This window comes from Borrelia sp. HM (genome assembly GCF_019669085.1).
In the GTDB taxonomy this organism is placed as follows: domain Bacteria; phylum Spirochaetota; class Spirochaetia; order Borreliales; family Borreliaceae; genus Borrelia.
In genome coordinates, this window is the sequence record NZ_AP024401.1 from 874,687 (window position 1) to 895,770 (window position 21,084).

A 21,084-nucleotide genomic window follows, 5' to 3' on the forward strand; every position below is an offset into this window, starting at 1 on the left:
GATATAGGGCGTGCCTTGCGGAAGAAAAAGAAAATTACAAAAAATATCTACTCATAAGCGAAAAAAGAAGAGAAGAAAAAATAGACATAAGAAAAAGAATAAATAATATTTAATGTTAGTTAGTTATTTGCTAACTAACATTTTGCTTTGTGTTATGTTGAACTATTTAATTATAATGTTATCTATTATGTTGATGTCTTTGCTAAATAGATATCCTTTTTTTCCTTTATAACTTACTAAGATCCATTTGCCTTTAATTCCATGCTTTTCTGTGTTTTGCATGATTTTTTCGATTTTGACTATTTCATTTTTTCTAATTATTGTTAGATAGTTATAATTGTTACTGTCTATTTTCGTTGTATTATTTAAAATAACATAATTTTTTGTTACTATTCCCATTTTTATTGAAAATCCTAATATACTGCTTTTGGGCAAATTGAATTTTTCTATTAAGGACAATTCTGATTTTTTATTGCATGTTAAAAATATTATAGAAATTAAGGGTAGAAATTTTACTTTCATAAGTTTCTTCTATATTATATATTATATATATTACTTGATATACATGTGTATTAATCACATAATGTTTTTTTTATAAAGTTTGGGGATTATCAATGAAAAAGTGTATTTTTGTGTTATTTTTGTTTTTTCCTTCAAGTATTTTCATATTTTCATATCCATTGTCTTTTGGAGGGGGGATATCTTATCAATTTACTCATTATACTATTAGTAAAAGTGATATAGGTGAGTTTGTAAAAAATGATAATAGGATAGACAATGGAATGAATTTAAATTTGTTTTTTGATGCTAATTATTTTATTTTAGATTTTTCTTATAAAGAGGCTTTTTTATCTAGTCATCATAGTAGATATTTTGCTTTTGGACTTTATGGGATTTATCCAATGGTTTTTAATGAATATGTTAGAACATTATTTCCTTTGCTTGGTCTTAAGTATACAATTGATTTAAGCCCTAAAAGGCTAGATTTGTTGTTTTTGTCTTTGGGTCTTGCTACAGATCTTTTTATTCCTGAGGTTGAAGGACTCTATATTAGACCTTTATTTATGCTTTCAATTTCACCTACTTCTTTGTCTGTAAATAAATTTTTTTCATTGACAACTGAAATTACTCTTGGAATTAATATTGGTTGGAAATTTCTTAATTAATCAGGTAGCTTTATACCTAAGTGAAAAGGTACTATTCTCTCTTGGCCAAAAAAATTAGATGTAGAATTAAGTTTGTGAGAAAAATTGTTAGATTTTATTACAAGTGTGCTTGAACCACCTCCATCTAAATTAATGGTATTTATAATACCATAACTTAATGATAGATCGATTGCTTCATTTAATGAGATTCCTTTGCTATTGTTAGTACCCCTTCCTTCAACTGTTATAAGATATAAGTGTTTATTGCCTTTGTCAGCACCTATTATTGTTCTTGGGTGTTTATTTTCTTTAAAATGTTTAATATATTTTCCATTTTTAATCAACGAAAAGAAACCACTAAAACCATAATCAGAATTTTTGATTTCTTCTTGTTTAGGATTTAAAATAATCTGATTATCTTTGATTATAATTATTCCTTGATTTTTTTTTGCATTGGATATTATTTGTTTTTCATATATATATAAGCCATTGGGATAGAAGATGTTTCCTTTGATTTCATATGGGCTAGTGTTAATAGCAATATCTACTTTATTAGAAAGTAAGAATTGACTTGTTGTTTGTCCTTTAAAGTGATAACTATTCTTTTTTGCATCATAAATAGGTTTTGATATTATGAACTTTAAATTTTGATTTTTGATTTTAACAATCACATAATTGCTTTCTTTGAAAGACCCTTTGATTATTTCGTATCTCATGTTTATATCTTTTGAATGAAGTGATTTTTGTAATGGAAAGATGATTGATATGAAGAGCAATATTGTTAAATGTAAGGTTTTTTTATTCATTTCTTTTTAGTTTATAGGCATAAATACTTTTAGGATAATTTTTTAAAATTATGTTTTTTATCTTCAACGATATTTTATCATTTTTTATTTTTGCAATATTATATAGTTGGTAAATTATTTTTATGTCTAGAGCTTTATATCTTTCTAAAATTTCATTAATTTCATTTTCCCTTATATGATCTTCATTAATGATGAGTTTTAATAGCAGTATTTCATTTTGTTTATTTTTATCTTTGGGTTCTTTCATCTTGTTTAAAAAATTATTGGCTTCTTCATATTTTTTTATTTTAAGCAAGTATTTTGTCATGAGTAAATAATAGTACTCCAAGTCCAAGTTTTTAATTTCATTTATTGTTTCAAGTTCTTTTGGTAAGTTATTGTTTAAATTATATAGCATATATAATTTATTTAGTTTTTCAAAACTTTTTTTATCTGTGCAGTATGTTGAAATAATAGGAATCATTAATAAATAAAATAGCAACATTATAAATAATATAATATTCATATGACTTATTTAAATCAGTATACTCTTTTTTAAAGAGAATAAGAAGAAATGAGTGAAATTTTTTCTTCTTATTCTTCTTTATAATTTAAATTTTAGATTTTATGTAATTTGAAATTTGTTCAGATTTTGCTCCAAATATTGCTTGAGCTTGATTTCCTGATGTAATTATCATTCCTGTAGCTCCAATTTTTAGCATTAAGTTTTGGTTTAATAATGAGGTAGATTTTACATCGACTCTGAGTCGTGTAAAACATGCATCTACATCTATGATATTATCAATTCCCCCAAGAGCTTGAATGACTTTTTCAAATTCTTCGTTTTTAAGGAAATTAAACGTTATTTTTTCCGTCGTCTCTTGTTCACGGCCAGGTGTTTTAATATTAAATATTTTTATTAGTGTGATAAAAATAGTGAAATAAACAATTCCAATGACAAGCCCTATTGGGACTATTAGTAGCGCATTTGTTGATTTTGGGAACATCAAGAAGTAGTCTATTATTCCTGCTGAGAGTGCAAATGCTATACGTATTCCAAATATATTAGTAATAATTAATGATATTCCAGTTAAGATGGCATGTATTAAATAAAGTAAAGGTGCTATTAACATAAAAGTATATTCTATTGGTTCTGTAATGCCTGTTAGAAATGAGGTGAGTGCTGCTGAGAAGAGAATACCACCTATCTCTTTTCTTTTTTCCTTTTTGGATGTTAAGTACATTGCAAGAGCTGCACCTGGTAATCCAAATAACATAATTGGATACATTCCTGATGTAAATATTCCAGCATTTGGATCCCCATTTAAATATCTTGTAATTTCTCCTTGAACTATGTTGCCATCGTTTGTAGTATATTCTCCAAGTACAAAATATACTAAGGTGTTTAAAAGTTGATGTAAGCCAGTTATTATGAGTAATCTATTTAGGAAGCCAAATATAAATAATCCTATATTTCCGGCTTCTATCATCCAGATTCCAATCTGATTAATAGTTATTTGTAGTGGTGCCCATAAAAACCCAAATATTGCGGAGAGTATTGCACAAAGTATTCCATTAGATATTGGTACCAATCTTTGTCCTGAAAAAAATCCTAGAAATTGTGGCATTTTATAGTTTACTACTTTGTCACTAAGATTGGCTGAGCTTATACCTGTAATAATACCCCCTAAAACTGACATGTTGACAGGTTCTAATTTTCCATTAATGGTTATTGTAAATGTAGATAGTCCTGCATTAAAAATTAGATATCCTACAGCACCCCCTAGTGCTGCTGCTGCTTTATTATTTTGAGATAATCCCATTCCAGTTCCAATTGCAAATAATATTGGTAAGTTTCCAAGAATAGCACTTCCTGATTGTTCCATTAATTTACCTATTTGTATCATTGTGTTGGAAGTTTGTATAGTTGCTATTATCAAATGTCCAAATCCAAGTAAAATACCAGCAATTGGTAAGATAGCTGCAGGAGTTTGTAAGGCTTTTCCAAGATTTTGCATATTTTTCATTAAATTATTCATGTTTAACCTCCCATTTATTATACTGTTCGTTATTATATTTTAATTTTAAATCTGACACCTTATTTTAAATTTTGTTGATTTTATTGTTTTAACTGTGATGTGTAATTTTTAAATTTTTAGAAAAAAAAGTTTAATTTTTGATAAACTTTATTTATTGTTTTTTTAATAGATGTTAATTTTTTAATATTATCTTGAGTGTCGATTAAACTTTTTATGCTATCCATTGATTCTTCTATTGCTATAATAAAACTTTTTTGAGGCTTGAGCCAGAAATTGTCAGAATAGTCACTTCTAAGTGATAGAAAAAGGACTGACTTTTTATTTGGATGTTTAATAAAATTCATGGTGCATTCTAAAATATTTTTCATTTTATCAATTTCACTGATATTGACATTTGTGTTTTCATATTTTTCTAGTAGTTTCCAATCCAATTCCATACCATTTACTATACGCATTATTTCTATTAATTTTTTATTTTTAAATATTGTTAAGTTTTCATATGTTAATTTTGCAAAGGTATTCCTTAATGATTTTTCTTCTTCATTTTTTATTGTTCTTGAAATTAGTTCTTGTACTTCCTTTAAACTCAGTGTTAATTGATTTTTATTTTCATTTTTAATATTGAATTTTTTCTTTCCAATAGTTATTTCATTTTTTGATACAAGATTTTGATCTTTTTTTTCTATAGTGTGATAAGTATTATTATTTAGATTTTTTTTCTCTTTTTTAGCATATTTATTTTCATTTTTTTCAAATTGAATACCGTTGATCCATTCTTTTTTAAGTACCCCAATTGATCTAGCATATCTTTTGGTTGTCTCTATTATTTCTCCGGCCACAAAATATTTTACAGAGTCTGTATTAATAAGTGATCCAGGATGTATTACTACATTTTGTGCTTTTATGGTTTTATATTTATTTTTTGAAGTTTTAAAGCAAATATAATCTTTCATTCCTCTCATTATGGATTTAAGGTAGCCTTCATGATCAATTTCATGTTTGTTTACTATTGGGATATTAAAGCTACTTACAATGTTTTCAAGTTGTCTTTGTACATTGGCAATTTCCTCAAGACCTTGTAAGTCCAAGTAATTTTCTTTAGCAAATATTTCTTTGTTAATAGCTTTTTTATAGTCTTCAAATATGTTGATAAATCCTATTAAATCTCCTAGTGGATTTTTATATTTTATATGAGCTTGTCTAGCCTCAATTTCTTCATTTTGAGGCAACAAAAAAATCCCGCTTGTGGATAGAAATGATAGTCCAATTGTGGTTGGATATATTGCCTGTTGATAGTTTATCATTGCCTCGACTAATGCTCTTGAATGTATTGGTATTAAAGGAAATATTATCATATATTTTCCAATTTCTGTAAGCTCGTTTTTTTCGTTTATTGCGTCTAGAGATTTTAATATATCACTTGCTGTTTGGATGGATTTAATTGATGGTTTTGAAATAAAGTCAAATTTTGTAAAATTTCTAATTCCAATATCGGCCATTCTTAATATTACTTCAGAGAGATCTGTTCTATATATTTCTTCCTTTTGATATTCGTCTCTTAAATTATATTCGTCTCTTTTGTACAACCTGTAACATGTTCCTTTTGAAAGTCTTCCTGCTCTTCCTGCTCGTTGTGTAGCAGATGATTTTGAAATTGGTACTTCTTGAAGAGAGTAAGTATGTGTTTTCATTTGAAACCTGTTTGTTTTGACTTTTCCGCTATCAATTACTATCTTAATATTTTCAATTGTAATTGATGTTTCTGCGATATTTGTAGATACTATTATTTTTCTTTTATTCTTTGGTGTAGGCCTGAATATTTCCTCTTGTGCTTCTTTTGCCATTCGGCCATATAAAGGTAATATTACTAAGTTTTGTTTTGAATTCAATTCATGAATTTCTTTTATTGTTTCTTTGATTTCTTTTTCTCCTGATAGAAATATAAGAATATCACCTTCTTTTCCCTCTTTAAGAATACCACTAATTATCTCTTTTATTTTTAATATCATTGCTTTTGATGTATTAAATGATGGTGGATTGTATATGATTTGTACAGGATAAGTAATTGTTTCTATGTTAAGTATTGGTGCGTTATTAAAGTATTTTGAAAATACTTGTGTATTTATTGTGGCAGATGAAATAATAATTTTAAAATCATTTCTTTTATTTAATATGTCTTTAATAAGTCCTAGTATGAAATCTATGTTTAAACTTCTTTCATGAGCTTCATCTATTATGATTACATCATATTCATAAAGTAGGGTATCTTTCTTGAGTTCTTGTAATAAAACCCCATCAGTCATTAATTTAATTTTAGTTTTAGAGCTTATAACTTCTCTAAATCTTATCTTATAGCCTACCTCTTCTCCAAGTTTGACACCAATATGTTTTGCAATATATTCTGCTATTGATACAGTGGCTATTCTTCTTGGTTGAGTTACACCAATTTTACCAATTTTTGCAAGCCCGGCTTCATATATTATTCTTGGTATTTGTGTTGTTTTCCCACTTCCTGTTGGACTTTCTACTATTAAAACGTTATTTGTTTCTAAATTTTTAATTAGTTCATCTTTATATTTATAAATAGGAAGCTCAAAATCGCTCATATTCTACATTAGTCCAAAAATATAAGTTGCATCTATCTGACTAAGATCAATGCCAGGTGGCAAATAAACTTTAGTTCTCTTAATTTTAGCATAAAATTTATCATTTTGTTTGTAAACATAGATTTTATTGCCAACTTTGTTTTTTGATAGTGATATTATTTTTACAATGATTCCGTTTTTTTCTAATTTTGTGTCTAAAAGTTTGATTGATTCTTCTAATGTTATTTCATATGCTTTTACATCTTTTTTTAGTGGGCATATTATACTGTTTTTTTCAGTTTTAATATAATCTCCAAAAATTCCTGTTGCAGCAATTATTTTTTCATTAGTTTTAGGATATTCTCCAATTATTTTTGGAAGTGAGAGTAGTTTTAGTGCAAGTTCTAAGTTTATATTTTCATATGCTATATTTTTTGTTGAAACTTTTTTTGCTTTTATTAATTTAGCTTTTTTTGGTTTGCCTGTTTTTGTAAATTCTTGTGAAGCATATACATCTTCTCCAAGTTGGACAATTCCTCCATATTTAGAATTTTTGTATATTACATTAAGACCTGTTTCAGGATCGACTCCTAATATATTGGGTTTTATTTCTTTTTCTGCTATTATTTTTTTTATTTCATCTTCTTTGTATAAGTTTTCTAGTGGTGTTTTTACATCAATAGAGTAGTTACTTCCGTTATAAATTAAATAAGGACCAAATTTTCCAATGTTGATGCTATAATTGAGTTTTACATCATTTTTGTATTCGTGGACTATTCTAAATTCTTCAGGGCTGATGATAGGTTCGATTTTATTTACTTTATTTTTTAGACCTTCTTCTCCATTATAAAATTTATTTAGATATTTAACTTTATCTAGTGTGCCTATTGCGATCTTGTCTAAGTTTTCTTCCATATGTGATGTAAATTTTAGTTCAATGAGTACTGGAAAATATTTTTTTAACAGATTTATGACAGCAGTTCCTTTTATTGTTGGTATTAATGTATTGTTTTGTTTAAATACATATTCTCTTTCAAATAATGTTGAAATAATAGTGGAATAAGTTGAAGGGCGTCCTATACCTTCTTTTTCAAGTTTTTGTACTAGTGATGCTTCTGTATATCTAATTGGAGGCTTAGTGGAGTGTTCTTCTGGTTTTATGTCCAATATAATAAATTGATCACCTTCTTTTATAAGGGAAAAGTCTATGTTATTATCCTCCTCATAAGATTCTTTACTATTTTTCAAAAATCCATCAAAAGTTATTTTTGTGAAACTTGATTTAAAAGTTAAATTTCCATACTTGAATGTTATTTTTATAATTTTTTTTATTGCATCCCCCATAAAGGATTCGATAGTTCTATCCCATATTATTTTATATATTGCTTTGGCGGTTTCGCTTTCTATTTTTATTTGCTCGGGAGGAGTAAACATTTCAGAAGGTCTTATTGCTTCATGTGCATCTTGAGCCATTTTTGCTTTAGCATATATTTTGTCACTCATTTCTATATATTCTTCACCGTATTTTTGCTTTATAATAGTTTTTATTTTATCTTTTGCTGTTTGTGTAATATGATAAGAATCTGTTCTTATATAAGTTATATAACCGTTCTCATACAGTTTTTGTGCATAATTCATAATTTGTTTAGTTCCTATTTTTAATCGTCTGTTTACTTCTTGTTGAAGGGATGATGTAATAAAGGGTTTAGGACTGGTTTGTTTTACATCTTTTGTTTCAATAGAGATTACTTTTATTTCTTTTGTTTTTTTTAATTCCTTTATAAGTATATTCATTAATGTTTTGTCTATTATAATTGTTTTATTAGGATCTTGCAAAGTTCCTGTATCATTTGCAAAATCTTTACTTTCAGCTATATTTTTATCCTCAATCTTTTCTAATGTTGTTTCAATCCTTATACTATCATTTTTGTTATGTTTGCATGTCAGTGTAATTGAATAGTAATTGGCTTGCTTAAATTTTATTCTTGCTATTTCTTTTTCTATAATTAGTTGTAGTCCAACAGATTGTACTCTGCCAGCAGATAGCCCATATGCGATTTTTTTCCAAAGTAGAGGAGATATTGTATATCCATAAAGTCTGTCTAATATTCTTCTTGTTTCCCCGGCATTAACAAGGTTCATATTAATTTCTCTTGTGTTATTAAGTGATTCTAATATCGAACTTTTTGTAATTTCATGAAATACCATTCTTTTGTAATTTTTAATCTGTAAAACTTCTCTTAGATGAAAAGCTATTGTTTCTCCTTCTCTATCTTGGTCAGTTGCAAGGTATATCTCATCTTTTTCTTTTATAAGATTTTTAAGTTTTTCTATTACAGATTTTTTGTTATTTGGAATAATGTATAGTGGCTTAAAGTTGTTTTGATAATCTATAGAGATATTTGCCCATTCAAATTTTTTGTATTCTTCAGGTATTTCTTTAGCACTGTTAGGTAAATCTCTTATATGTCCTATGCAGGCTTCTACTGAGAATGAGCCATCAAGATATTTCTTTATTGTTGTCGCTTTTGTAGGTGATTCTACTATTATTAACTTTCTTTGTTGCATAAAACCCTTATATATATATAATATAACATAATGTATAAATTATTATAAATTTTAAGAAAAATAATGTGATATTGTGATATTGATGAGTATTTGTAAAGTGTTGCATACATCTGATTGGCATATTGGTAAGAAGATTGGCCATTTTTCTAGGATTGGTGAGCAAAAAAAGTTTTTAAATTTTTTATTAGAATTTATCAAAAATGAAAAAATTAATCTTTTAATTATTGCTGGTGATGTTTATGATTCCAAGCGACCTGGACTTGATGAGCAAAGATTAGTAAATGATTTTTTTTATGAATTATCCTTTACATCTTGTAGGTGGTGTGTAGTCATTACTGGAAATCATGATAAAAAAGATTATTTTAATATTAATAAAAAAATACTCTCGAAGTTTAATTTTTTTTTAGTTACTGGAGATGAATTTTTCAATCAAGTGATTTTTTTAGAAGATTGTGGTGATATTAAGTTTATTATTGTCTGTGTGCCTTATTTTAACGAAAAATTTCTTGTGAATCAAAGTTGTGGTGATATTGAACTTCATAATGATGTCTTTCTTAAAAATCTTGAAAATGTTTATAAAGATCGAATATTAAATATTGTTGGCTCGTTTGATGATAAATATTGTAATATTCCTAAAATATTAATTGCACATTCTTTTTTTTCTAATAGTTCTGTAGCTAGTAGTATTGGGAATAGTTTTATTCTGCCTATTAGTGTTTTTGGTGATGGTAATTTTTCTTATATTGCACTTGGACATATACATAATTTCAAAAAATTAAAAGATAATATAGTTTATTCAGGTTCACCAATTCAGTATTCATTTGATGAAGATGTTAAAAAATATGTTAATGTTTTGTTTTTTAGTGGTAATGAATTGATTGAGCAAAACAGGATTTTACTTCCTTTATTTGGCGAATTACGTTTTTTGCAAGGTTCCTTTGATGATATTATGAATGCTTTGAATAAGATTAAAGGTGATATTTCTTCTCTTTGTTACTTAAAAATTGAGATTAATGAGAAAGTGAATGTTGAATTTGAAGAGCAGATTTATAATTTGGTAAGGTCAAGTTCAATTAATATATTTGATATTTATTATCATTTAGTAGATTCTGAGGAAGAATTTTTACACAATGAACAAAAATTACTTAGCCGGGATGAGGTATTAAGTAAAGATGAAAAATATTTTTTCCAAAAAAAATTAAGAAGAGATATTATGAATGGTTTTAGGAAAGGAAATAAATTTAAAGAAGAAGATATTATTGCTCTTTTTGAAGAAATATTACTCAAGGGAAGAGCAGGCGATTATGAGAATCAATAAGTTAGTATTTCAAAATATTGCTTCTTATAAAGGAAAATATGAAATAGATTTTGATATTCCGGTTTTAAAAAAATCTAGCATTTTTTTGATTTCTGGAAATACTGGAGCTGGTAAAAGTACAATTTTAGATTGCATCACTCTTGCTCTTTATGCTCGAGTTTATAGGCTTGATAGGAGTATTTCAGATTCAATTTCTAAGGGTTTTGAAAGTGCCTATGTTAGGCTTACTTTCACTGTTTCTGAAAAAATTTATGAATCGTTTATTGAATTGACTATAAAACAAAAGGAAACTCCTCAAAATATGATTTTGAATTGTCTTAGTGATGGAAGTTTGATTGACAATAAAGACGATATTTTGTTTTTTATAAAAAACCTTTGTAGATTGGATTTTGAACAGTTTTGTCAAACCGTTATTTTGCCTCAGGGTAATTTTCAGGAATTTTTAACTTCAAAACCAAGGAATAAAACGGCGATTATTGACAATATTTTTAGCTTAAAAAAATATGATGATATAGAAATTTTTTTAAAGCGTGAATTAGAAATTACAAAATTTAATAAAGAAAAGTTACAATTTTTAGATATAGAAGAAAAAAATAGATTTAATCTAAATGTTCAAAAATTAAATGAATTGACTAATTTTTTGAATTCTATTGATATAAAAATTTTAAAAAAAAATCTTGATAATGTGTATGAGTTGATATTTTGTTGTGAACAAATAATAAAATTTAATCGGAATTATTTAGATATTCAATATAGGATAAATAATTTAAACTTGGAATTATCTTCTAAGGTTAAGGATAAAGAAAAACTAAAACATGAATATTCTTTGCAGGAAAAGATTAAATTAGAATTAGATGAGAGCCTTAAATTTTATAATTCTAATGATTTTTTAGATTTAAAAAATTTTGTTAAAAGACATAGCGAACTTCTTCATGATAAGAATAAGTTTTTGTTAGAGCTTTTAAGTATCCAAAAAGATTTGGAAGAATTAAAATATCTGGATTTAGATAATTTTAATTTTAGTTATGTTAAAGACTTGTATTACGAAAATATTCTTTTCTTTGATATAGATTTTGATGAACAAGCTTGTGATAGATTGTTTATAAAAGAAAGTCAATTAGAAGCACAAAAAAAAGAATTGTTAGAAAAACAAAGAATTAAAAATATTGAACTAAAAAATATTACTTCAGAGGAGACAAAATTTGATTTTGAAAAATATGTTTATTATGAGGCTTTGAAGTTATTAAGAGGGTTTAATGAAGAATTAATATTGAAATATAGAAATGGATTAAAATCATTGTTAGAGTCAATTGATAGCGATTCATTATGGGACATTAATATAAATAATATTAAAGTTGATTTATATAAGGAATTTTTGGCGCATCTTAGTACTAATAATCAGTCTGTTAAGAGAGATATAAAAAAGCTTGCGTATCTTGAGGATGCATATAAGGTATATCAAGGGAAAAAAATATTAAAAATGAATAGTCTAAATGAGCTCTTGGAGTTAAATTCAGGTCTTCAGGTTTTACAGTCTGAATTGGAGGTTATTAAACAAGATGTTTTGCGTACTAAGGAAAATAAAATTAAATGGGAAAATCAAACTTTGAATTTTAAAAAAAATAATACAGAAATTTTAAAAAGAATTGGTCATGATTTATTTAATAAATATATAGATTATTCTAATAAAAATAAGATTTTGATTTTTGAAGATAAACTTAAAAAGGTTGCAGCCTTAAAGGCTATTTTTAATGATTTAAATTCTAAAATTTCTTTAAAGGAGATAGAAATTGAAAAGGATTTAAATAATATAAAAAGTTTATTGTCTCATATAAATTTAAATATAAACTTGAGTAATCCTGCTTTGTTAGAGGAAGAGTTTTCAGAACTTTTAAGATCTAAGGCAGAAATAGAAAATAATCATTTTAAATTGAGCTTGCATCTTGATAATATAAATATTACAAAATTGAAGCTTGAGAGTCAAATTGAGTTTATAGAACAAACAATGCTAAATTTAAAAAAAGATCTTAAGCGTGAATTGATGAATTTTAGTTCTAGTTTTGCAGATTTTAAACGATTAATCATTGTATATGGTTTTTGTGTTCAAGATTTTATTTTATCTCTTGATTCTTTAAGACCTAATAAAGATAGTTTAGATTATTTTTTAGAGTTGAAATCTAATTTTATGTCTCAGATTGAGGTTTTCTCAAAAGATATTAGTCAATATGAGACAACTTTGTTAAATTTTCAGACGCTTCAAATAGAGATTAATAAACAAAAAATTAATTTAGAAAATATTAAGGATGAGTTAAGTAGTATAAATGAGCGTAATGATAAATTAGAAATTTTAAAGAGAGTTGTTATTACCTCGCCTACTTTAAAGTACTATGTTCAAAGTTTTCTGATTAATGAGATTTTAAATATATCAAATAAAAAGTATTTAAGTGTTATTTTCCCTGATTTTAAGCTTGAAATTAATACAAATAGCAGAGATTTTAATTTTTTAGTCAGAAGCAAAAGGGATGGTAATATGACTCGTAGTGTTAAAACTTTATCTGGTGGTGAAAAATTTCTTATTTCTTTATCACTTTCTTTAGCTTTATCAGATATGATAAGGGATAGTGAGCTTAAAATAGAGGCTTTTTTTCTTGATGAAGGATTTGGAAGTCTTGATGAGGATACTTTAAAAGTGGTTATTCCTAAAATTTTTGATTTACAGCGTATTGATGGACGTCAAATCGGTATAATATCTCATGTCTCTTATTTAAAGGAGGAGATTAAGGCCCAAATACTTATAAGTAAAATTTCTTCAGTTTCTAAAATTACCATAGAGAGTTTTTAATTTTTCATTGTATAATTATCAAAAATATTTTAAAAATATGGAGATTTTATATGGAACGTTATGTTTCAATTGATGTTGGAGGTACTAATACTAAATATTCTCTTGCAGATAGTGATGGGAATTTACTTGATAAACATGAAGTTAAATCAGGTGCTACTCTTGATGAGCAAATTTGTATTTTAGTCAATATAATTAATTCTTATAAAATAAAAGAAAATGTTAATGGTGTTGCAATTTGTATGCCTGGATTTGTCGATCCTAAGGGAATTGTTATTAGAGTCAATGCTATTAAAGGATTTATTAATTATCCTTTAAAGAAAAAACTTGAAGTTTTAACAGGTGTGAATGTAGAGATTGAAAATGATGCTAATTGTGTAGCTTTAGCAGAAAAATTTAAAGGCAATGCTGTAAATTCTAATAATTTTGTTGCTTTGACTCTTGGGACAGGCATTGGCGCTGGGCTATTTATGGATGGAAAACTTTTAAGAGGACATTCTTTTATGTCTGGTGAAGTTGGATTTATGATTACTAGGGGTCTAAGTAATAATATTCCTTTTAATTGTAGGTGGGAATCTGTAGCTTCTGTCGCATCTTTAAGGAAAAGAGTTGCAGAGCGTTTGGAAATGGATTTTGATGAAGTATCTGGAGAATATGTTTTTGATCTTGCTGATTCTGGTAACATCCATGCTAGGAATGAAGTTGATTGTTTTTTTGAATCTTTATCATTTGGAATCTTTAATTTGACTTTTATTTTAAATCCTGAAAAAGTCCTAATTGGAGGAGGGATAAGTTCAAGGCTCGATTTAATAAGTAGGATATATGATAAGTTAGAGAATTTATGGTCTTTAGAATTGGCTAATATTTATGATAATGATATTAAAAAACTTATTAAAATTGAGACAGCTAAATTTAACAATGAATCTGGTAAAATTGGAGCATTATATCATTATTTTATTGAAAATAAATTGTGTTATTCTATGTAGGTGTTTTGATGATAAAAGAGGCATGTGTATTTAATATATTAGAAGCTTTAAATGCTGTTAAACTTGGTGCCAATAGGATTGAGCTTTGTGAAAATGCGGCTTGTGGAGGCACTACTCCCTCTTATGGTAATATAAAAGTTTTAAAAGAAATTTTAGATATTCCTATTGTTGTAATGATTAGGCCACGGTGTGGGGATTTTATATATTCTGATTTAGAGTTTAAAGCTATGAAGGAAGATATTAAGATTTGCAAAAATATTGGAGTAGAAGGCGTTGTTTTTGGAATTTTGAATGATGATCATGAAATTGACATAATGAGAACTAAAGAGTTGCTAAGTTTTGCTAAGCCTTTAAGAGTCACTTTTCATAAAGCAATTGATGCAACTTTTGATATTAGATCTTCTGTAATTACACTTTTAGATATTGGTGTGCATAGGATATTGACTTCAGGAGGAGGTCTTAAGGCAGAAGATTCACTTATGATACTTAAAGATTTGATACTAATGGTTGGAGAAGAATTAGAAATTGTTATTGCTGGTAAGGTTAATAGCTATAATATTGATAATATTGATTCTATTTTAAGTGCCAGGGCTTATCATGGGAGACTTATTGTCGGTGATTTAAATTCATAGTTGTTTTTAGCATATTGATTTTTTAATTTTTATTGATTATCAAGTTTGTTATAAATTTTTTAACGCTCATCTTATTAACGTTAAAGTGAAGTTCTAGAGTATTTTGATCTTTGACGCTAGATTGTATCGGACTTGAAACTATTATATTCGTTGTGTTTTTTAATAAAATTGGAATCAATTTTTTTGAAAAAATTGATAGTATTTCTGGGTTATTAGTATTTAAATAAGATTTTAAGTTATAGTCATTTTCGTTTGCACTATTATTTGCAATGAATATCCCTTTACTAAAGGGAATTAGATTTGTTTTTTTTATATTATTTGGCATTAATTTATTGATATCATTGATCAAAATGAATATTTCATTTTGATCAATGATATCAATAAATTTTGTTGTTAATATGTTTTCATTTTTGTGAATTGTTGCTTTTTGATTTATTAAAATTCCTTTTTTATTTTTAGTAGGTCTGATATATATATTTGAATTTTTTATCTTCCATTTTGGATTTGTAAATATATTGCCTTGAGATTCAAAATTTGAGTTTTTTTGTATACCCCAAAATATGTTTTTGGGAAAATTTCCAGTTACTATTAATGAAAAAACTTCTGGCTGTTTTGTATAACTTAAGTATAGGTTACCAATAGTATGAAGGCCAAGTTTGTATTTGAAGTTAAGTTCATCATAGATAAATCTGTTTTTGGATAAGTTTATGTAGACATATACATCTGATGAAGGCTCTAACAACATGATTAAAGATACGTTGTTTTTAGGTTTATGGTAAGTGAAAGTTTCACATCCTATAATAAAAATACTTAATAAAGTATTGATAATTAATTTTCCCATTTTGCAATACCTATATTAATTAACATTTCATCGTCAATTTCTACTTTTGTTATTGCCTTTTCTTTATTGATTTCTATTTTAAATGTTAAAGTTTCAGTTTGAATGTAGCTTTCAAATTGAGTTATTATTTTTTTTAATATTTCATTATTATCTATATATAGTATGATTCGATCACTAACGTTGAAGTTATTTTCCTTTCTTAAATTTTGTACTTTTCTTATTAGTTCTCTTGATAAGCCTTCTAAATATAATTCTTCTGTTATTAGTGAATTTAGAGCAATTGTAACAGAATCTTCGTTAATTACTTTTAAATTTTCTCTTTCTTGTCTTTCCAAGATTATATCTTTTAGTGTAATGTCATATGTATGTTCTTTGATTTTAATTATATATTTATTACCTTTGATTATTTTTAATATGTCTTCGTTATTTAGATTCATTATCTTTGATGCTATTACTTTCATATTTTGACCAAGTTTACTTCCAAGTTCTTTAAAATTTGCTTTTGCTTTGTAAGTTACCAGTTCTTCTTCATTGAATTTTATTTCGATTTCTTTTGCGTTAATTTCTTCAAGTATTATTTCTTTCATTTCACTTAGTATTTGTTGTTCTTTATGATTCTTGGTAACAACATAGATTGTGCTGATAGGTTTTCGTATTTTAATATTATGATATGCCCTTAGTGCTCTTGCAAGAGAGAGAACTTTTCTTGTAAAATTCATTTTTTCTTCAAGATCTATATTAATCAGTTCTTCAATTTCTTGTGGATATTCGTTTAGATGTATTGATTCTTTTTCATCTTTTGCTTTCAAATTTTGATAAATTTCTTCTGTTAGGAAAGGTATAAATGGTGCAAGCATCAACATTAAATTTTTGAGTGTGTAATATAAAGTTTCATATGCATCAAGTTTGTCATTGTCATTTTCAGATTTCCAAAATCTTCTTCTTGATCTTCTTATATACCAATTATTTAATTTGTCTATAAATGCAATAAGTTCTGCTATTGATTTTGTTAAGTTATATTGATCTATTTCTTTGTTTAAAATTTTTTTTAGGCTTTCAGTTTCGCTAATTATCCATTTATCAAGTATATTAGTTTTATGTAAATTTGTGTTATTGTTAGGTTCAAATTTGTCAATTATTGCATAAGTTATGAAAAATGAATAAGCGTTCCAAATAGGTATTATAATATTTTTTAAAACATCTTTAACTCCATCATCACTGTACTTTAAGTCATCAGCCTTGATTACAGGACTCATTACTAAGTAAAGTCTTAAAGCATCAGCTCCAAATGTATTTATTACTTCCATTGGATCTGTATAATTTCTAAGTGATTTTGACATTTTTCTTCCATCACTAGATAATACAAGTCCATTAACTATTACATTTTTAAACGCTGTATTTTCAAAAAGTGCAGTTCCTAAGATTGTTAGTGTATAAAACCATCCTCTTGTTTGGTCTAATCCTTCTGCAATAAAGTCAGCAGGAAAAATATTATTAAATTTATCTTTATCTTTAAATGGATAATGTTTGCTTGCATAAGGCATAGAGCCAGATTCAAACCAACAGTCTAAAACCTCACTTGTTCTAACGTATACACCACCATATTCACTAGGCCAGGTTATTTTATCGACTTTATCTTTATGCAAATCGTTAATCTTTTGACCCGATCTTTTTTCAAGTTCTTCTTTAGATCCTATACATATTTTGTTTCCTGTTTTTGAGCATACCCAAATTGGTATTGGATTGCCCCAAAATCTGTTTCTACTTATTGCCCAGTCTCGAGCATTTTCTAGCCATTTGCCAAATCTTCCTTTTTTTAAATGTGAGGGCATCCAATTTATTTGTTCATTTGATTTTATAAGTTTTTCTTTTATTGCTTCAATGTTTACAAACCATGAGCTTATTGGTCTATAAATTAGAGGTGAATTTGTTCTGTAGCAAAATGGATACCTGTGTAGGAAGTTTTCTCTTTTAAATAGTAAATTCATTGATTTTAATTTTTCTATTATTTTGTTATCTGCATCTTTAACAAATAATCCTTCAAAATCTTTTACTTCGTTTGTAAAGCGGCATTCGGCATCTATAGGCGCTATTATATCAGTTTTTGTTTTACTTTTAAGTATTTTATAATCTTCTTCTCCAAATGGTGCTATATGTACTATTCCTGTTCCATCATCAGTTGTGACATATTGTGCTGTATGAATTTTGAAGGCTCCTTTATCCTGTTGTTTTAAAAAGTAGTCAAATATAGGCTCATATTCGAGTCCTTCAATGTGTTTTCCCTTGAATTGTTCTATTATTGTGTATGTTTTTTCATCTTTATAATAGTGATCTAATCTGTTTGTGCCTATGATGAATGTTTCATTTTTTTCCTTATCAAATATTTTAGAATATTCTATATCTTGACCAACTGCAATACCAAGATTTGTAGGTAATGTCCAAGGGGTTGTTGTCCATGCAAGTAGATATTCATTTCTATTTTTAATTTTAAACTTTATAGTTAGTGATGGATCATTAACCTCTCTATATTCGCCAAGGTTTACCTCAAAATTTGATAGAGGAGTTGCAAGTTTTGGAGAGTATGGTAATACATAGTAACTTTCATAAATTAATCCTTTATTATAAAGTTTTTGAAATACCCACCATACAGATTCCATAAAGGTTACATCCATTGTTTTGTAATGATTCTCAAAATCAACCCATCTACCTAGTCTTAAAATTGTTTTTTGCCATTCTTTTGTATATCTTAGAACTATCTTTTTGCATTCTGCATTAAATTTTTCGATTCCATATTTTTCTATTTCATATCTTCCAGATATTTTTAAAGATTTCTCTACTTCATATTCCACAGGTAAACCATGAGTATCCCATCCAAAATATCTTTTAACATATTTGCCTTTCATTGTTTTATATCTTGGAATTATGTCTTTGATCGTATTTGGAACAAAATGCCCAAAATGTGGAAGTCCTGTTGCAAATGGTGGTCCATCATAGAATATAAATTCTTCACAATCTTCTCTTTGTTGCATGGATTTTTCAAAAATTTTATTGTCATTCCAAAATTTCAATATTTTTTCTTCTATTTTAGGAAAATCCACTTTATTTTCTACTTTTTTGAACATAATATTTCCTTTTGTTTTATTTTTATATTATATTGTTCTAAATATACTGTTATTAGATTGGTATTAGGATTTTGAAAGATTTGATTTACAATTTTTTCTTCTATTTTTTCTTTTATTGCATTTAAAATACTTCTTGCTCCAGAATTTTTGTCATAATATTTTTTGATTATATAATTTTTAAGAGCTTCATCAATTTTTACTTGTATTTTTTTTAAGCTAAATTTTTTAGTAAGTTCTTTGCAATAATTATTATAAATTATGCTTGTGTCTTCTTCATTTAAAACATTAAGGATTATTTTTTTTTGTATTTTATCTAATAGCGATGAGTTGAATCGTCTTTTGAGTTCATTGTTGATTTCGCTTTTAAAATTTCTATTATTATCTGTATTATTAAATCCAATACTTCCTTTGCCAAGTAGTATTTTAGAACCAATAGACGTAGTTAGAATAATAATGGCATTTTTAAAGGATATTTTATCTTCTTGGTTACTAATCAGCTCTCCATTTTCAAGTATTTGCTCTATTGTGTTTAGTACAGAATGATGAGCATTTTCAATATTTTCAAGTATGATACATGTTCTGGGATTATATTTTAATTTATTTGTTAGAATTCCACCGTCATTATAGCCAGTATATCCTGGATTTGTCCCTATTAATTTTGATATGGAAATTTCTTCTTTATAGTCTGACATATCTAGTTTTAATATTGAGTTTTGATCTTCAATCATAGTATTTGATATTTCATTTGCTATGATTGTTTTTCCACTTCCACTTGAACCTATAAGTAGTATTGATGTTAAAGGTTGTGCATTGTTATTGATATTGAGTTTTGTTTTAACCATTTCTATAATTATTTCGTTTATTGCATATTCTTGTCCTATAATTTTTTCTTTTATATATGCCGCTTTTTTTTTAAGTGTATTGATTTCTTCCTTGATATTAGATCTTATTTTAATACTTAATAGTTCATCTGTTGCTCTTTTAATGTCTTCGCCACTGACTATTTTTTGATTGACTTCCTTTTGTTTTTTCTGAGCTCCAGCAATGTCGATTAAATCGATTGCTTTGTCAGGAAATCTTTTGTTAATTAAATATTGTGATGATAGATTTATCACACTTTCTATGGCTTCTTTTTCATAAGTAACACCGTGGTAGTCTTCAAAATTCTTTATTATACTGTTGATTATATTTAGTGTTTCTTTTTCATTAGGTTCTTTAATTGATATTGTTTGAAATCTTCTAATAAATGCTTTGTCTTTAGATATATGTTTTCTATATTCATCATAAGTTGTTGCACCTATAATTTGTATTTCAGAGCGAGATAAAACAGGCTTTAAAATATTTGCTGCATCAATGGAACCTTCAGAATTTCCAGCTCCTATTAAAGTGTGTATTTCATCGATAAATATTATTATGTTTTTATTGTTTTTAATTGACTTGATGATATTATTTAATCTTTCTTCAAATTCACCTCTATATTTTGTGCCTGATACTAAATCAGAAGTATCAATTTGTAGTATTACTTTATTTTTTAGTTGGCCCTTGATTTCTTTATTTGCAATTTTGATGGCTAGTCCTTCAACGATTGCCGTTTTTCCAACTCCAGGTTCTCCTATTAGAATCGTGTTATTTTTATTTCGTCTTTCAAGCACATTTATTAGTGCTTGGATTTCTTTTTCACGCCCGATTAAAGGATCAAGTTTTTTTTCTTTTGCAAGTATTGTTAGATTTTTAACATATTTGTTTATTTCAAAGTATTCATTTGCAAGTCTTATTTCATCGTCAAAGTCTTTATATGTTTCAATTAATCTTATTTTATCTACGCTAGTGATTATATTTTCGTCTTTAAAGTTAAAGCTCAATTTATTAAGTTTGTATTTTTTTAAAAGTTTTTTCGTTTTTAATATTTGATAAAAGATTTCTTTGATTCCTATAGAAGTTTTAGATTTGAACTCTTTTTTAGTTTTTTCAATAAGAATAAAGATTTCTCTGTTTATTTTTGGAATCATAATTTCGTTAATTCCGAGTAGAACTTTTTCTAATTTTTCTATTTCATATAGTGTGTCTTGTTTGATATTTTTTAATGTTTTGGTATCTAGATTTTTTATTTCAGATTTTTTAGGATAAATTAGTATAGACATTAATAGATGCCAAGTTGAAACTTCTCTATTTTTATTTTTTCTAGCAACTTCTCTTGCAGATACTTCGACTAGGTTGATTAGAT

Annotated in this window: 14 protein-coding genes; 5 read left to right on the forward strand and 9 right to left on the reverse strand. The window is 26.5% G+C overall.

Annotated elements, in window-relative coordinates; genetic code table 11:
- Nucleotides 1-162: 162 nt before the first annotated feature.
- Nucleotides 163-522 (reverse strand): hypothetical protein, encoded by a 360-nt coding sequence (locus K5563_RS04135; protein WP_221037699.1) that lies wholly within the window; start codon nucleotides 520-522, stop codon nucleotides 163-165.
- Nucleotides 523-614: 92 nt separating this feature from the next.
- Between K5563_RS04135 and K5563_RS04140 the strand changes: the two genes are divergently transcribed.
- Complete coding sequence (locus tag K5563_RS04140) at nucleotides 615-1,166, forward strand: hypothetical protein (RefSeq protein WP_221037700.1); 552 nt, start codon at nucleotides 615-617, stop codon at nucleotides 1,164-1,166.
- On the opposite strand, the gene K5563_RS04145 is transcribed toward K5563_RS04140, so the two are convergent.
- The 5 genes from K5563_RS04145 to topA form a co-directional block, all read right to left on the reverse strand.
- Nucleotides 1,163-1,951: a phosphodiester glycosidase family protein gene (locus K5563_RS04145; protein WP_221037701.1), complete on the reverse strand. Its 789-nt coding sequence runs from the start codon at nucleotides 1,949-1,951 to the stop codon at nucleotides 1,163-1,165. The two genes, K5563_RS04140 and K5563_RS04145, sit on opposite strands and share 4 nt — an antisense overlap.
- Nucleotides 1,944-2,456, reverse strand: coding sequence for a hypothetical protein (locus K5563_RS04150; protein WP_221037702.1), 513 nt, complete (start codon nucleotides 2,454-2,456; stop codon nucleotides 1,944-1,946). Before K5563_RS04150 ends, K5563_RS04145 begins: the two co-directional genes overlap by 8 nt.
- 85 nt (nucleotides 2,457-2,541) lie before the next feature.
- Nucleotides 2,542-3,969, reverse strand: coding sequence for a PTS transporter subunit EIIC (locus K5563_RS04155; protein ID WP_221037703.1), 1,428 nt, complete (start codon nucleotides 3,967-3,969; stop codon nucleotides 2,542-2,544).
- Nucleotides 3,970-4,085: 116 nt separating this feature from the next.
- Complete coding sequence (locus tag K5563_RS04160) at nucleotides 4,086-6,575, reverse strand: ATP-dependent RNA helicase (protein ID WP_221037704.1); 2,490 nt, start codon at nucleotides 6,573-6,575, stop codon at nucleotides 4,086-4,088.
- Nucleotides 6,576-6,578: 3 nt separating this feature from the next.
- Nucleotides 6,579-9,122, reverse strand: coding sequence for a type I DNA topoisomerase (gene topA, locus K5563_RS04165; RefSeq protein ID WP_221037705.1), 2,544 nt, complete (start codon nucleotides 9,120-9,122; stop codon nucleotides 6,579-6,581).
- Nucleotides 9,123-9,204: 82 nt separating this feature from the next.
- Between topA and sbcD the strand changes: the two genes are divergently transcribed.
- The 4 genes from sbcD to K5563_RS04185 are packed head-to-tail and all read left to right on the forward strand — an operon-like array spanning nucleotide 9,205 to nucleotide 14,897.
- The gene (gene sbcD, locus K5563_RS04170; RefSeq protein WP_221037706.1) at nucleotides 9,205-10,440 is read left to right on the forward strand and encodes an exonuclease subunit SbcD; all 1,236 of its coding nucleotides are present in this window, start codon (nucleotides 9,205-9,207) and stop codon (nucleotides 10,438-10,440) included.
- Nucleotides 10,427-13,282: an SMC family ATPase gene (locus tag K5563_RS04175; protein WP_221037781.1), complete on the forward strand. Its 2,856-nt coding sequence runs from the start codon at nucleotides 10,427-10,429 to the stop codon at nucleotides 13,280-13,282. Before sbcD ends, K5563_RS04175 begins: the two co-directional genes overlap by 14 nt.
- A 50-nt stretch (nucleotides 13,283-13,332) precedes the next feature.
- Nucleotides 13,333-14,265 carry an ROK family protein gene (locus K5563_RS04180; RefSeq protein ID WP_221037707.1) on the forward strand — a complete coding sequence of 311 codons (933 nt, stop codon included), beginning with the start codon at nucleotides 13,333-13,335 and terminating at the stop codon, nucleotides 14,263-14,265.
- An 8-nt stretch (nucleotides 14,266-14,273) separates the two neighbouring features.
- Nucleotides 14,274-14,897: a copper homeostasis protein CutC gene (locus K5563_RS04185; protein WP_221037708.1), complete on the forward strand. Its 624-nt coding sequence runs from the start codon at nucleotides 14,274-14,276 to the stop codon at nucleotides 14,895-14,897.
- Nucleotides 14,898-14,919: 22 nt separating this feature from the next.
- Here K5563_RS04185 and K5563_RS04190 read toward each other — a convergent pair whose 3' ends face one another.
- The 3 genes from K5563_RS04190 to K5563_RS04200 are packed head-to-tail and all read right to left on the reverse strand — an operon-like array spanning nucleotide 14,920 to nucleotide 21,001.
- Nucleotides 14,920-15,738 (reverse strand): hypothetical protein, encoded by an 819-nt coding sequence (locus K5563_RS04190; protein WP_221037709.1) that lies wholly within the window; start codon nucleotides 15,736-15,738, stop codon nucleotides 14,920-14,922.
- Nucleotides 15,726-18,860 carry an isoleucine--tRNA ligase gene (ileS, locus tag K5563_RS04195; RefSeq protein WP_221037710.1) on the reverse strand — a complete coding sequence of 1,045 codons (3,135 nt, stop codon included), beginning with the start codon at nucleotides 18,858-18,860 and terminating at the stop codon, nucleotides 15,726-15,728. The genes K5563_RS04190 and ileS overlap by 13 nt, the downstream gene beginning before the upstream one ends.
- On the reverse strand, nucleotides 18,845-21,001 hold the full coding sequence (locus K5563_RS04200; protein ID WP_255571094.1) for an ATP-dependent Clp protease ATP-binding subunit: 2,157 nt from the start codon (nucleotides 20,999-21,001) through the stop codon (nucleotides 18,845-18,847). Before K5563_RS04200 ends, ileS begins: the two co-directional genes overlap by 16 nt.
- Between the last annotated feature and the right edge of the window lie 83 nt (nucleotides 21,002-21,084).

What these genes read in the sequence shown, in the direction of transcription:
- K5563_RS04135 (WP_221037699.1), bottom strand. Translation starts at nt 522, where the DNA reads ATGAAAGTAAAATTTCTACCCTTAATTTCTATAATATTTTTAACATGC.
- K5563_RS04140 (WP_221037700.1), top strand. Translation starts at nt 615, where the DNA reads ATGAAAAAGTGTATTTTTGTGTTATTTTTGTTTTTTCCTTCAAGTATT.
- K5563_RS04145 (WP_221037701.1), bottom strand. Translation starts at nt 1,951, where the DNA reads ATGAATAAAAAAACCTTACATTTAACAATATTGCTCTTCATATCAATC.
- K5563_RS04150 (WP_221037702.1), bottom strand. Translation starts at nt 2,456, where the DNA reads ATGAATATTATATTATTTATAATGTTGCTATTTTATTTATTAATGATT.
- K5563_RS04155 (WP_221037703.1), bottom strand. Translation starts at nt 3,969, where the DNA reads ATGAATAATTTAATGAAAAATATGCAAAATCTTGGAAAAGCCTTACAA.
- K5563_RS04160 (WP_221037704.1), bottom strand. Translation starts at nt 6,575, where the DNA reads ATGAGCGATTTTGAGCTTCCTATTTATAAATATAAAGATGAACTAATT.
- topA (WP_221037705.1), bottom strand. Translation starts at nt 9,122, where the DNA reads ATGCAACAAAGAAAGTTAATAATAGTAGAATCACCTACAAAAGCGACA.
- sbcD (WP_221037706.1), top strand. Translation starts at nt 9,205, where the DNA reads ATGAGTATTTGTAAAGTGTTGCATACATCTGATTGGCATATTGGTAAG.
- K5563_RS04175 (WP_221037781.1), top strand. Translation starts at nt 10,427, where the DNA reads ATGAGAATCAATAAGTTAGTATTTCAAAATATTGCTTCTTATAAAGGA.
- K5563_RS04180 (WP_221037707.1), top strand. Translation starts at nt 13,333, where the DNA reads ATGGAACGTTATGTTTCAATTGATGTTGGAGGTACTAATACTAAATAT.
- K5563_RS04185 (WP_221037708.1), top strand. Translation starts at nt 14,274, where the DNA reads ATGATAAAAGAGGCATGTGTATTTAATATATTAGAAGCTTTAAATGCT.
- K5563_RS04190 (WP_221037709.1), bottom strand. Translation starts at nt 15,738, where the DNA reads ATGGGAAAATTAATTATCAATACTTTATTAAGTATTTTTATTATAGGA.
- ileS (WP_221037710.1), bottom strand. Translation starts at nt 18,860, where the DNA reads ATGTTCAAAAAAGTAGAAAATAAAGTGGATTTTCCTAAAATAGAAGAA.
- K5563_RS04200 (WP_255571094.1), bottom strand. Translation starts at nt 21,001, where the DNA reads ATGTCTATACTAATTTATCCTAAAAAATCTGAAATAAAAAATCTAGAT.